Source organism: Pseudomonas sp. GW821-FHT07G10 (assembly GCF_059418545.1).
Genome location: NZ_JBWKQB010000040.1, coordinates 21,967 through 35,035, shown reverse-complemented (window position 1 = coordinate 35,035; position 13,069 = coordinate 21,967). Strand labels below are relative to the sequence as shown.

13 protein-coding genes and 1 pseudogene are annotated in these 13,069 nt (G+C 58.9%); 5 read left to right on the top strand and 9 right to left on the bottom strand.

Annotation, left to right across the window (positions count from 1 at the left end):
• Nucleotides 1-22: 22 nt before the first annotated feature.
• Together AC07O1_RS28100 and AC07O1_RS28095 are read left to right on the top strand one after the other, a co-directional pair.
• On the top strand, nucleotides 23-967 hold the full coding sequence (locus AC07O1_RS28100; protein ID WP_495090897.1) for an alpha/beta hydrolase: 945 nt from the start codon (nucleotides 23-25) through the stop codon (nucleotides 965-967).
• Between the two features lie 56 nt (nucleotides 968-1,023).
• A complete protein-coding gene (locus AC07O1_RS28095; RefSeq protein ID WP_020295762.1) occupies nucleotides 1,024-1,494 on the top strand; it encodes a MaoC family dehydratase in 471 nt (156 codons plus the stop codon).
• Nucleotides 1,495-1,546: 52 nt separating this feature from the next.
• On the opposite strand, the pseudogene AC07O1_RS28090 reads toward AC07O1_RS28095, so the two are convergent.
• Nucleotides 1,547-1,711 (bottom strand): annotated as a pseudogene (locus tag AC07O1_RS28090) (HlyD family secretion protein); the annotation flags it as partial.
• Between the two features lie 78 nt (nucleotides 1,712-1,789).
• Here AC07O1_RS28090 and AC07O1_RS28085 point away from each other — a divergent pair.
• Both AC07O1_RS28085 and AC07O1_RS28080 read left to right on the top strand, forming a co-directional pair.
• Entirely contained in the window at nucleotides 1,790-2,035 is a 246-nt protein-coding gene (locus AC07O1_RS28085) for a DUF3820 family protein (protein ID WP_489075735.1), read from the top strand.
• 163 nt (nucleotides 2,036-2,198) lie between these two features.
• Entirely contained in the window at nucleotides 2,199-3,383 is a 1,185-nt protein-coding gene (locus AC07O1_RS28080) for an aminotransferase class V-fold PLP-dependent enzyme (RefSeq protein ID WP_495090896.1), read from the top strand.
• A 207-nt stretch (nucleotides 3,384-3,590) separates the two neighbouring features.
• On the opposite strand, the gene AC07O1_RS28075 is transcribed toward AC07O1_RS28080, so the two are convergent.
• The 3 genes from AC07O1_RS28075 to zwf are packed head-to-tail and all read right to left on the bottom strand — an operon-like array spanning nucleotide 3,591 to nucleotide 6,443.
• Complete coding sequence (locus AC07O1_RS28075; RefSeq protein WP_494992121.1) at nucleotides 3,591-4,256, bottom strand: bifunctional 4-hydroxy-2-oxoglutarate aldolase/2-dehydro-3-deoxy-phosphogluconate aldolase; 666 nt, start codon at nucleotides 4,254-4,256, stop codon at nucleotides 3,591-3,593.
• Between the two features lie 17 nt (nucleotides 4,257-4,273).
• Nucleotides 4,274-4,987, bottom strand: coding sequence for a 6-phosphogluconolactonase (pgl, locus tag AC07O1_RS28070; protein WP_495090895.1), 714 nt, complete (start codon nucleotides 4,985-4,987; stop codon nucleotides 4,274-4,276).
• The gene (gene zwf / locus AC07O1_RS28065; RefSeq protein WP_495090894.1) at nucleotides 4,974-6,443 is read right to left on the bottom strand and encodes a glucose-6-phosphate dehydrogenase; all 1,470 of its coding nucleotides are present in this window, start codon (nucleotides 6,441-6,443) and stop codon (nucleotides 4,974-4,976) included. The genes pgl and zwf overlap by 14 nt, the downstream gene beginning before the upstream one ends.
• A 206-nt stretch (nucleotides 6,444-6,649) precedes the next feature.
• Between zwf and AC07O1_RS28060 the strand changes: the two genes are divergently transcribed.
• Nucleotides 6,650-7,510, top strand: a complete 861-nt coding sequence (locus tag AC07O1_RS28060; RefSeq protein WP_494992155.1) for a MurR/RpiR family transcriptional regulator — start codon at nucleotides 6,650-6,652, stop codon at nucleotides 7,508-7,510.
• A gap of 109 nt (nucleotides 7,511-7,619) precedes the next feature.
• On the opposite strand, the gene AC07O1_RS28055 is transcribed toward AC07O1_RS28060, so the two are convergent.
• The 5 genes from AC07O1_RS28055 to AC07O1_RS28035 all read right to left on the bottom strand — a co-directional run bounded on the left by AC07O1_RS28055 (nucleotide 7,620) and on the right by AC07O1_RS28035 (nucleotide 13,044).
• Entirely contained in the window at nucleotides 7,620-8,474 is an 855-nt protein-coding gene (locus tag AC07O1_RS28055) for a D-hexose-6-phosphate mutarotase (protein ID WP_494992118.1), read from the bottom strand.
• Nucleotides 8,475-8,691: 217 nt separating this feature from the next.
• Nucleotides 8,692-10,041 carry a carbohydrate porin gene (locus AC07O1_RS28050; protein WP_495024530.1) on the bottom strand — a complete coding sequence of 450 codons (1,350 nt, stop codon included), beginning with the start codon at nucleotides 10,039-10,041 and terminating at the stop codon, nucleotides 8,692-8,694.
• A gap of 92 nt (nucleotides 10,042-10,133) precedes the next feature.
• On the bottom strand, nucleotides 10,134-11,294 hold the full coding sequence (locus tag AC07O1_RS28045) for an ABC transporter ATP-binding protein (protein WP_495024529.1): 1,161 nt from the start codon (nucleotides 11,292-11,294) through the stop codon (nucleotides 10,134-10,136).
• A 3-nt stretch (nucleotides 11,295-11,297) separates the two neighbouring features.
• Complete coding sequence (locus tag AC07O1_RS28040; protein WP_494992115.1) at nucleotides 11,298-12,143, bottom strand: carbohydrate ABC transporter permease; 846 nt, start codon at nucleotides 12,141-12,143, stop codon at nucleotides 11,298-11,300.
• A complete protein-coding gene (locus AC07O1_RS28035; protein ID WP_095632148.1) occupies nucleotides 12,136-13,044 on the bottom strand; it encodes a carbohydrate ABC transporter permease in 909 nt (302 codons plus the stop codon). The genes AC07O1_RS28040 and AC07O1_RS28035 overlap by 8 nt, the downstream gene beginning before the upstream one ends.
• Between the last annotated feature and the right edge of the window lie 25 nt (nucleotides 13,045-13,069).

Below are 13,069 nucleotides of genomic sequence, written 5' to 3'. Positions count from 1 at the left end.
GACCCCGTGCAAAGGAATCGCCATGATCCACGATACTTTCTGGCTGACCGCGAGTGACCACTGCCGCCTTTACGTCAACCAGTGGCTGCCTGAAACTGCGCTCAAAGCGGTGATCTTGTTGGCCCATGGAATGGCCGAACATAGCGGCCGCTATGCCCGCCTGGCCGAAGCGTTGAGCAAACAAGGCTATGGGTTGTACGCCCTGGATCAACGCGGTCACGGCAAAACCGCCGAGCACGGCGTGCCGGGGCATTACGCAGACAAGGACGGCTGGCGCAAAGTGGTCGGCGACCTGGCCTGCCTTAACCAGCACATTGGCCAGAAGCATCCCGGAACGCCTATTGTGCTGCTCGGGCACAGCATGGGCAGCTACATCGCCCAAGCCTACCTGCTGCATCATAGCGCCAGCCTGCACGGGGCGATTCTGAGCGGTTCAAACTTTCAGCCCGTTGCGCTCTACCGCGTCGCCCGTCTGATCGCTCGTTTCGAACGTTTGCGCCAGGGTGCCACCGGTCGCAGTGCGCTGATCGAATGGCTGTCATTTGGATCGTTTAATAAAGCCTTCAAACCCAATCGCACACCTTTTGACTGGCTCAGCCGCGATTGCGACGAAGTCGACAAATACGTCAACGACCCGCTCTGCGGCTTCCGCTGTACGAACCAGCTATGGATCGACATGCTGGGCGGGTTGCAGCAAATCAGCAAAGCGTCCAATCTCGCCCAGATTGATCCGGGCCTGCCGCTGCTGGTGATCGGCGGCGAATGTGATCCGGTGAGCAACGGCACACGTCTCAAAGACTTGGTCGATGCGCTGCGCGGGGCCGGAAGCCAGTACCTGCAACTGATTATCTACCCACAGGCTCGGCACGAACTGTTCAACGAAAGCAACCGCGACGAAGTAACGAGGGATGTACTGGCGTGGCTGGAGCAGGTATTGAAGAATCGTCGGCCACCACGAACTGAATAATTTTTGTTTAATATCAATAAGTTGATTTAATTACTTCGTCACAGGACTTGAGATAGATGACCCAGGTTACCAACACCCCATACGAAGCCCTCGAAGTCGGCCAGACCGCCAGCTACAGCAAAACCGTTGAAGAGCGTGATATTCAGCTCTTCGCCGCGATGTCCGGCGACCACAACCCGGTGCACCTGGACGCCGAGTTCGCCGCCGCGACCATGTTCAAGGAACGCATCGCTCACGGTATGTTCAGCGGCGCCCTGATCAGCGCTGCCGTTGCGTGCGAGCTGCCTGGGCCGGGCACTATCTATATCGGTCAGCAAATGAGCTTCCAGAAGCCGGTGAAGATCGGCGACACCCTGACCGTACGCCTGGAAATTCTCGAGAAACTACCGAAATTTCGTGTACGCATCGCCACCCGGGTGTTTAACCAGCGCGATGAGTTAGTGGTAGATGGCGAGGCTGAAATCCTGGCGCCGCGTAAACAACAGACCGTGACACTGCCGACATTGCCGGCGATCAGCATCGGCTGACCCGATCGTTCCCACACTCCCGGACACTGGTGACGCGCGAGCGTGGGAACGATCAATGCGACCCACCCGCTCCCTCCTCCACCTGCACGCTAGCGGTCATCCCCGCGCTCAGGTTGATGCCTTCAGGCAGCTTGTCGCGCTCGATCCCTAGCGCAATCCGCTGCGCCAGGAGCCCTCAGTTGAAGGTCGGCTCCACTTCCGCCAGCCGTTGCCCGTCCATCTGTATGATCTGCCAATTGGCCCGCATGCAGAATGCCTGTATTTTCCAGGATGTTTGAATCAAGACGGCCGCATCATGAATCCCGAAAAGCTTGAACTGCTGGTCACCCGCGAAATGCCCTTTGGTAAATACAAGGGCCGCATCATTGCCGACCTGCCCGGCCAATACCTGAACTGGTTCGCCCGCGAAGGTTTTCCTCACGGAGAACTGGGCGGCTTGTTGGCCTTGATGCAGGAAATTGATCACAACGGCTTGTCCGACCTGCTCGACCCGCTACGCGCCAAGCACGGCAAACCCAAACCTGGTGGCCTGTACGGCTAGTTCGTTAGCTCAAGTTCGGATGCCAGAAGTTCATAGCCAAAGCGCTGTGACGAGTCATAGCCCGCTATGGCGAGGAACAGCAACGCTGGATATGGGCTTCTGGCGCCGAAGTTGACTAACAGAACTAGCCACACAGGCCACTAACCACTGACCGAGTCGCCCCATGCCCGAGAATACCCGCCACGCCCGCGACGAAGCTTTTTGGCGGACATTCGCCGACCGCTTTGACATCGAACCGGGGCCCATCAACCTGGAAAACGGTTACTTCGGGCGCATGAGCCGTACCGTGGTTGATGAATACCAGCGCAATATCGCCTTTATCAACCGCAGCAACTCGGTGCATGTGCGCCAGCATTTCGAACAAGTCGAAAGCGTGCAGATCCGCCGCCAACTGGCCGACCTGCTGGGGGTCGATCCCGAAGCGGTCGCCCTCACCCGCTGCGCCTCCGACGCCCTGCAATCGTTGATCCGCAACTACAACACCTTGCAGCCCGGCGATCAGGTGCTGTTCAGCGACCTGGAGTACGACACGGTCAAAGGTGCCATGCGTTGGCTGGCGCGCAATCGCGGGGTGGAGGTGATCGAGATCGAGCATCGCCACCCCGCCAGCTTCGACAGCTTGCTGGCGAGCTACCGCGACGCCTTCATGCGTTACCCGCGTTTGAAGCTGATGGCATTGACTCACGTGACCCATCGCACCGGGCTGGTCATGCCGGTGCAGGCAATTGCCGCGGCAGCCCGGGAACATGGCGTCGATGTGATTCTCGACGGTGCCCACGCCCTCGGTCAGATTGAGTTCAACCTCGTTGAGCTGGGTGTCTGCTTTGCCGGTTTCAATCTGCAGAAATGGATCGGCGCACCGCTGACTCTGGGCTTTGTCTATATCGCCCCGCAGCGTCTGGCCGACATTGATCCGGACATGGGCGAAAGTCATTTCCCGATCACCGACATTCGCTCACGCACGGCCTACAGCACGCCGAACATCCCGGCGTTGCTGACCTTGCCGCTGGTGCTTGAAGAACATCGGATCATCGGCGGTGCAGCCACCAAAGGCGCGCGACTCAATTATTTGCGTGATCTGTGGGTGAGAGAGGTTCGCGAGTTACCGGGAATCGAAGTGATGACTCCGGACGACCCGCGACTGTATTGCGGCATAACCTCGATGCGCTTCACCCGGCACGCCAATCAGCAGGTGATGGTCGAGCGGCTGCTCAACGAATACAACCTGTTTACCGTGGCACGCAGCGGCTCGGCGGTTGGCCCATGCATTCGGATTACGCCGGGGTTTATCACTTCGGCAGCAGATATGCGGTTACTGGCGCGGGCATTGATTGAGTTGAGCAGTTAGGTCTTTGTTGCCAGCACCATTGCCTTCGCGGGCAAGCCTCGCTCCTACAAATTACGCATACCTGTAGGAGCGAGGCTTGCCCGCGATGGCGCCCTGAGCGGCGATACAAAACCTGACGAAGATGGCTTTTGTTCAGGCAAAAAAAAACGGCGCACTGACCAAGTGCACCGTAAAGCCGTAGAACAACAACGATTTCAGTAAAACCAATCAGTCCAGCAGGGCCAGAGCCTCTGCGGTGCATTCCTGGATCCGGGCCCAGTCACCGTTTTTGATCCACTCGGGATCCAGCATCCAGCTACCGCCGACGCACATCACATTTTTCAGCGCCATGTAGCTCTTGATATTGGCCGGGCTGACGCCGCCAGTCGGGCAGAAGCGCACTTCGCCGAACGGACCGCCAAGGGCTTTGATCGCTGCGACGCCGCCGCTGACTTCCGCCGGGAACAGCTTGAAGCGACGATAGCCCAGTGCATAGCCTTCCATGATCCCGGAAGCGTTGCTGATGCCGGGCAACAGCGGAATCGGGCTGTCGACGCTGGCTTGGAGCAAGTCGCGGGTGATGCCCGGGGTGACGATGAATTGCGAACCGGCCGCTTCAGCAGCGGCAAGCATGTTGCGATCCAGCACAGTGCCGGCACCGGTGACCAACTCTGGACGCTGCTCGCGCAGCAGCTGAATCGCCTTGAGGCCGAACTGCGAACGCAAGGTCACTTCCAGGGCAGTCAAACCACCGGCCGCCAGCGCATCGGCCAGTGGCAGAATGTCTTGTTCACGAGCGATGGTGATCACTGGCAGAATCCGCGCCTTGGCACAGAGGCTGTCGATCAGGGCAACTTTGTCCGCCATGGAAACGGTCGGGAGTGTGTTTGTCATAGCGGCTGATCCTTGGCTCATGGGCACCAGTAAATCTCTAACGTAGGTTGCAAAAATGCGCGAATCGGCATAACGGCGATATCGTCACCAGCCAGCGCGGCACTCAGGGTGGTCAATTTGGATTGACCGGAAATAGACAGAACAGTGACCTTCGCCGAAGCCAGCAGCGCACGGCTCATGCTCAGACGCTGATGCGGCACGGTCGGCGCCAGCATCGGCCAGCAGCGGCGCGAACCATCAAGCTTCAGTGCCTGGCCAAGGTTCGGGCTGTTGGGGAACAGCGAAGCGGTATGCCCATCATCGCCCATGCCCAGCACCAGCACGTCGATCGTCGGCAACTCGGCCAACAACCGGTCTGCCAGCTGCGCAGCTTCTTCCAGGTTTGCCGAAGCGCTGTACAGGCTCAGGAACCGCGCTTTCGCGGCCGGGCCTTGCAACAGATAACGCTTGAGCAGGCCGGCATTGCTGTCTGTGTGCTCCACCGGTACCCAGCGCTCATCCGCCAGGGAGACCACGACCTTCGACCAGTCCAGATCCTGCTTGGCCAGGCACTGGAAAAATGCGACCGGACTGCGTCCGCCCGACACCACCAGAGTCGCTGCGCCACGGGCGCTGATGGCCTCGCGCAGCTGCTCGGCTACATTGAGTGCCAGGCCTTCAGCCAGCAGCATCGGAGTAAGGAACTCATGGGCGCTGACGCCCTGAGGCAGTTTGAATTCAGATATCGCCATACCACGACCTCCCATCCCGCGTAATCAGTGCAATTGAGCTCATCGGCCCCCAGGACCCGGCCGCGTAAGGCTTGGGCGCATCACCGGATTTTTTCCAGCCGGCGATCAACTGGTCACACCACTTCCACGCGGCTTCGATTTCATCTTTACGGACAAACAGGTTCTGATTGCCGCGCATCACTTCCAGTAACAACCGCTCGTAGGCATCGGGAATCCGTGCGCTGCGATAGGTGTCGGAAAAGTTCAACTGCAATGGACCGCTGCGTAGTTGCATGCCTTTGTCCAGGCCTTGTTCCTTGGTCATCACGCGCAAGGAAATACCTTCGTCCGGTTGCAGGCGGATGATCAGTTTGTTGCTGATCTGCAGGCGCTGCTCGGGGGCGAAGATGTAGTGCGACGGTTCCTTGAAGTGGATGACAATCTGCGACAGCTTCTGCGGCATGCGCTTGCCGGTACGCAGGTAAAACGGTACCCCGGCCCAACGCCAGTTGCGAATATCGGCGCGCAGGGCAACGAAGGTTTCAGTGTCGCTCTGGGTGTTGGAGTTTTCCTCCTCCAGATAACCCGGTACCGATTTGCCTTCGCTGTGGCCGGCGATGTACTGGCCACGCACCACTTGAGTGGTCAGGCCTTCCGGACTGATCGGCGCCAGTGCCTTGAGTACTTTTACTTTCTCGTCACGAATACTGTCGGCGGACAAGTCGGCCGGAGGATCCATGGCGATCAGGCAGAGCAGTTGCAGCAGGTGATTCTGGATCATGTCCCGCAATTGGCCGGCCTTGTCGAAGTACCCCCAACGGCCTTCGATACCGACCTTCTCGGCCACGGTGATTTCCACGTGGGAGATGTAATTCTGGTTCCACTGGGTTTCGAACAAGCTGTTGGCAAAGCGCAGTGCGATGAGGTTCTGCACCGTCTCTTTGCCCAGGTAGTGGTCGATCCGGTAGGTACGGTTTTCCGGGAAGAACTGCGCTACCGCATCGTTGACCTTGCGCGACGACTCGAGGTCCGAACCGATGGGTTTTTCCAGTACCACACGGGTGTTCTGAGTCAGCCCGACCTTCGACAGGTTCTCGCAAATCGCACCGTAGACCGCCGCCGGGGTGGCGAAGTAAGCAATCATACGCTGCGCGGTTGCGGCCCGTTCGGCCAGGGCGACGTAATCATCCGCCTTGAGGAAGTCGACATGCAGGTAACTCAGACGTGCCAGGAAGCGATCGACCACGGCTTCGTCGAGTTCCTTGGCATCCACATACCGGCGCAGTTCGGCCTCGATGAATGCCAGATGCTGCTGCTCGCTGCCAGGCTCACGCGCCAGCGCGATAATCCGCGTGTCGTCGTGCAGCAGGCCAGCACCATCGAGCTGATACAAAGCAGGAAACAACTTGCGAAGCGCCAGATCGCCGAGGGCGCCGAACAAGGCAAAGGTGCACGGTTCAACCGTAATCGAGGGCATGATGTTTGTTCTTTTATCAAGTTAAGCTACAAATACCTTTTTTTAAGGCATCACTCAAGAGAAAATGTAGTAATAAACACAACATTTACTCAAAATATAGATTCCGAGTGGTGGTAGGTCGAGGCCATCAGTAGGATAGGCCACCGCCGAGGGCCGCTTCAAAGGCCCAATTTGCATAGCCGACCCAAGGAACATATATGGACCGCGTGCGAAATCTTCTGGAACAGATCCAGAAACGCCTCGAAGAATTGAACAAGGCTGAACGCAAAGTCGCCGAAATCATCCTGCTCAATCCGCAGCAGGCGACCCGCTTCAGTATCGCCGCCCTCGCCCAGGCCGCTTCGGTGAGCGAGCCGACGGTCAATCGTTTCTGCCGCTCGTTCGGCGTCAGCGGCTATCCGGAACTTAAACTGCAGCTGGCCCAGAGCCTGGCCAGCGGCGCGGCCTATGTCAGCCGTGCGGTGGAGGCTGACGACAATCCTGAAGCCTACACCCAGAAAATCTTCGGCAGCGCCATCGCATCCCTGGACAGCGCCTGCCAGGCGCTGGACCCGAACCTGATCAGCCGCGCGGTAGATCTGTTGATTCAGGCCCGGCAGATCCACTTCTTCGGCCTCGGTGCTTCGGCTCCGGTGGCACTGGACGCCCAGCATAAATTCTTCCGCTTCAACCTGGCCGTCACAGCCCATGCGGATGTGCTGATGCAGCGGATGATTGCCTCGGTCGCTCACACCGGTGAGTTGTTCGTGATCATTTCCTACACCGGCCGCACTCGCGAACTGGTGGAAGTGGCGCGCATCGCCCGGGAGAACGGCGCTTCGGTACTCGGCCTGACCGCCGCCGACTCGCCCCTGGCCAAGGCCAGTACCCTGAGCCTGAACATCCCGCTGCCCGAAGACACTGACATCTATATGCCGATGACCTCACGGATCATCCAGCTCACCGTGCTCGACGTACTTGCCACCGGCATGACCCTGCGCCGTGGCGTGGACTTCCAGCCGCACCTGCGCAAGATCAAGGAAAGCCTCAACGCCAGCCGGTATCCGATTGGAGATGAGTTCAACTGACACACTGATCGTTCCCACGCTCTGCGTGGCAATGCAGCCCGTGACGCTCCGCGTCACTGGACGCGGAGCGTCCCAAGAGACATTCCCACGCGGAGCATGGGAATGATCACTAAGCCCCGACTCTCGCCTGCAAACTCAAATGCGCCCTCTCCCCCGGTGCCAGGCTGAGGCTGTCGGTCCCGCCGCTGGCCGCTTCAACGCAGACGAACCCAGAGACCTCACTCCAGCTCACGCCCAACAGTGGCCGCGTCCCGGGATGCCAGACCACGGTGTCGGCGCTGTCACCGGTATCGATACACAATTCGCGCTGCCAGGCATGGTCCTTTAGCTGCAATTCACCCTCGTGCTGGAACACCCGCTGGCAGCCGCCGTCGACCCGCAATTCGCCTTCCTGTTGGCAAACCTTGCGATTCAACTGGTCATAACCCTGCGCGCCGTCGAGCCCAGACAGCGCTACCTCGCCAACGTCACCAATACGCCAGTAAGCGTGCAAAGCATGACTCAACTGGCACGGCAGGCTGTCCTGATGCTCGGTGCTCAGGCGCAAGTCCATGCTTTCCCCCAAATGCGCATGGAGGTCCACTTGCCAGTCGCACAGTTGCAATTGCCAGTGCAGGCATACGCCATCATCGTCACTGCTGCTGTCGAGCAGCTTCCAGTCGATCAACCGTGCCCAGCCATGGGAGGGCCAGGCGTTTTCGCTTGGATGTCGGCCATACCAGGGCCAACACACCGGCACACCACCGCGAATTGCCCCGACCTGCGGCCACTTCGCCGCACACCAGAGCCAGGGTTTTTGCCCCCGTGGCTGGAAGTGCAGCAGTTGCGCCCCCTGGCGACTGAACACCGCCTGGCACAGCGGATGATCGATCACCAGTACATCACGCAACTGATAGCGCTCCCACGCAAACGTCGGGCGTGCGCGGAGTGATTTGAAAAAGCGTTGTAGCGGGTGCTCATGCATGTGCCGCGGTCCTGAAAATCATTTGCCTACCTGTTGATCGTTCCCACGTCGAGGCGTCGAACCATCTGCGTGGGAATGCCGCTCTGGACGCAGAGCGTCACGGGATGCGTTACCACGCGCGAGCGTGGGAACGATCATATGTGTGCCCCAAAAAAAAGCGGATAGCCAAGGCCATCCGCAAAATGCGCACATAGAGAAGGAGCTTATCGCAGCTGCGTTAGAACACCGACTGAATTTTCAGGCCGGCGACGATTGCGTTGTCGACTTGATCGACACCACCTGGGTGCATCACGTATTGCAGGTTCGGGCGCACGGTCAGCCAGTTGGTCACATGGAAGCCGTAGTTCAGCTCGGCGTTGTACTCGGTTTCCTGGATCGGCAGGAAGCTCGGGTTGTCAAAGTCGCTGATGCCGTTCAGGTCGTTGGTCAGACGACGTTGTTTTTGCGCATCGTCGTTGACGTGGATGCGGGCGATGCCGATACCGACGTCATCCTTCGGACGGGCATCGAACGGACCTTTGTAGACCAGCATGATCGACTGGTAGTTGTCGACGACGTTGGTGTCCTTGTCGTGGAAGGTGGCATTGGCGGCGATATTCAGGCCGCGCGAGGCATCGCCGTTGTGATCGGTAAGTTGCTGCTGGGCGACGAACCAGTAGCCATGCTTGCTGCTGTGGGATTTGAAGGCGCCACCGGACACCGGTTGCGGCTGACCATCGGCACCTTCAAAGACGTCGTCGGCCTTGGCGGTGCTGTAGTAGTAACCGACGCGGTATTCGCCTGGCAGGTCGTTGACCTTGGGCGACCAGACCAACTCCACCGGCAGGATGGTGCCTTTGGTGCCGCTGCCGCTGAGTTTGAAACTGTTGCCGGTTTCCAGCTGGGACGGGTTCTGGTTGTAGGCGCCAATCTGCGCAAAGAGTTCAGGCGTGATGTTGTACTTCACACGGATCGCCGCCTGACTGACGGGCCAGTTGAACCAGATGTTACCGACCCAGTTACCCACCTGGGAACCGCAGAACGCCAGGTTCTGGAAGTCGCAGGGGAAGGTGTTGAAGTCTTCGCCTTCACCGAAATAGCCGGCCTTCACGTCCAGCTTGCCGTCGAAGTATTTCTGCTTGAGCCACAGCTGGGTCAGACGCCAGGTCTGCCCACGCCCCCAGACTTCCTGAGATGAACTGAAGGTGCCGGCACGCGGATCACTGATCCGGTCGTTAGAGATGTTGCGACCGCTACGCTCGGTGATCGCCACTTTGAATTCGGTGTCTTTCCAGCCGAGAATCTTCTCCAGGTCCAGATGCGCGCCAAGCCCGAACTGGTCGCTGTAGCGTGCTGTCCTGTCGTTGTTGAAACCACCTTTGAGGTTAGCGCCGACCTCACCGACGTAGTCCAGCGTGAAGTCGTAGCCCTTCTCGATCAGCGCCGTCCGTTCCCCACCCCAGTCACCGGTCATCCACTTCGAGTTTTCGCTGAACGCATCTGCAGCCTGTACGCTACCGACCAGACTCATCGCCGCCACGGCTGACAACTGGCAGATAAGCTGGCTATTGGCGTTTCTTTTTTTCATCCCTACATCCTCGTCTTTATTGTTATTAACTGTTTTTATCTAACGCGGTTTACATCGATTGCGACGCGTGACAGACCACCCCCGCCACGAACTCAGTGGCCCTTGAACTGCGCCACGTTGGTGCTACGAGCCTCAACTTGCGGCTGACCGGCAACCCCCAGACGTTCACCGGTCTTTGCGTCGAACAGCAGCACTTTGGATGGATCAAATTGCAGCGTCAGGGTTTCTCCCGCTTGCGGCGCGACGTCCGGCGCCAAACGGCAGCAAACCTTGGTCTCATTGAGATTGACGAACACCAGGGTGTCCGGACCGGTGGGTTCGGTGACCTGGACTTCAGCACGAATAATCGGCAAGCCGTTCGGCTCGTTCGCTGCCAGAACGATCTGTTCCGGACGCATACCGAGGATCACTTCACGCTCTTCAAGACCCGCATCCTGCATACCCAGCGGCAGCTCGCAACGCGCCTGGCCGCTGTCGAGCAGCGCCACCAGACGGCCTTCCTTGCGCTGCAAACGCAGCGGGATGAAGTTCATCGGCGGCGAGCCAATGAAGCTGGCGACGAACAGGTTGGCCGGATCGTTGTAGATCTGCTTCGGCGTACCGAATTGCTGAATGATCCCGTCCTTCATCACCGCCACTTTGTCGCCCAGGGTCATGGCTTCGATCTGATCGTGGGTGACATAGACCGTGGTGGTTTTCAGGCGCTGGTGCATCAGTTTCATTTCGGTGCGCATCTCGACCCGCAGCTTGGCGTCGAGGTTGGACAGCGGTTCGTCGAACAGATAAATCTTCGGCCGCCGAGCCAGTGCGCGGCCCATGGCCACACGCTGTTGCTGACCACCGGAGAGCTGGCCGGGTTTGCGGCTGAGCAGGTGTTCGATTTGCAGCAGCTTGGCGACGCGGGCCACTTCCTCTTCGATCTCGGCCGCCGGCATTTTGCGGATCTTCAATCCGAAGGCGATGTTGTCGCGCACGCTCATGGTCGGGTACAGCGCGTAGGACTGGAACACCATGGCGATGTCGCGATCCTTGGGGCTCATGCCGCTGATGTCAGCGTCGTCCACCAGAATCGCCCCGCCGCTGATGTTTTCCAGACCGGCGATGCAGTTCATCAAGGTCGACTTGCCGCAACCGGACGGGCCGACGAGGATCAGGAACTCACCGTCATCGATCTTCAGTTCGATGTTTTTCAGGGTGTCCGGCAATCCGCTGCCGTAAGTCTTGTTAACATTGCGTAATTCGAGAGTTGCCATGTTCTACCCCTTGACCGCGCCAGACGTCAGCCCACGCAGGAAATACTTGCCAGCGAATATGTAAACCAGCAGTGTCGGCAGCCCGGCGATCATCGCCGCCGCCATATCAACGTTGTATTCCTTGACCCCGGTGCTGGTGTTGACCAGGTTGTTCAGGGCCACGGTGATTGGCTGGGCATCGCCACTGGCGAAGACCACACCGAACAGGAAGTCATTCCAGATCTGGGTGAATTGCCAGATCAGGCAGACCATCACGATCGGAATCGACATTGGCAGCAGGATCTTCCCGAAGATGGTGAAGAACCCCGCACCATCGAGCCGCGCCGCTTTCACCAGCGCATCCGGAATGCTCACGTAGTAGTTACGGAAGAACAACGTGGTGAACGCCAGCCCGTAGACGATGTGCACCAGCACCAGGCCCGTGGTGGTATTGGCCAGGCCGAGTTTGCCGACGGTGAACGATGCCGGTAGCAGCACGGTCTGGAACGGCAGGAAGCAACCGAACAACAGCAGGCCGAAGAACAGCTGTGAACCACGGAAGCGCCACATCGACAGCACATAACCATTCATCGCGCCGATGAAGGTCGAGATCAGCACCGCCGGGACAGTGATTTTCACCGAGTTCCAGAAGTAGCCGCCCACGACGTCCCAGGCCTTGATCCAGCCAATGCCGTCGATCACTTGCGGCCAGCTCAGCAGGTTGCCGGTGCGGATGTCTTCCGGGGATTTGAAGCTGGTCAGCAGCATCACCACCAGCGGAATCAGGTACACCGCTGCGGCCAACAATAAGGTCGCGTAGATCGCTATGCGGCTAAAGCTGATGGCAGGTTTGCCAGGCTGATTACTCATGACGTTTGCCTCGCAGTTCGGAGTACAGGTACGGCACCAGAATCGCCAGGATCGCGCCGAGCATCATCATCGCGCTCGCCGAACCGATGCCCATCTGGCCACGGCTGAAGGTGAAGGAATACATGAACATTGCCGGCAGGTCGGAGGAGTAACCCGGACCGCCCGCCGTCATCGCCGCCACCAGGTCGAAGCTCTTGATCGCGATGTGCGCGAGGATCATGAAGGCGCTGAAAAACACCGGACGCAGGCTCGGCAGGACGATCTTCAAATAGATGGTCGGCAAGCTCGCACCATCGACTTGAGCGGCACGGATGATCGATTGATCGACACCGCGCAGGCCGGCCAGGAACATCGCCATGACAAAGCCCGAGGCTTGCCACACAGCGGCGATCACCAGGCAGTAGACCACGCGATCCTGATCCACCAGCCAGTCCAGGCGAAAGCCTTCCCAGCCCCAGTCACGCAGCATCTTGTCCAGCCCCAGGCCTGGGTTGAGCAGCCATTTCCAGGCGGTACCGGTGACGATCATCGACAGCGCCATCGGGTACAGGTAGACGGTGCGTATGAAGCCTTCCTTGCGAATGCGCTGATCCAGCAGCACCGCCAGAAACACGCCGAGCACCAGGCTGATGCCGATAAACATACCGCCGAAGACCGCGAGGTTCTTGCTCGCGACCCACCAGCGGTCGTTTTCCATCAACCGGATGTACTGCTGCAGGCCTACCCACTTGTAGCTCGGCATGAAGCTGGAATTGGTAAAGGACAGAACGAATGTCCAAATGATGTAACCGTAAAAGCCAACCAGGACGATCAGCATGCTCGGCGCCAAAACCAGTTTGGGGAGCCAGCGCTGCAGTGCGTCAAACGGTGAGGCTTTGCTGAAAACCGCCACAGAGCTCATCGGGATAATCCAGTTGAAGAGAAGT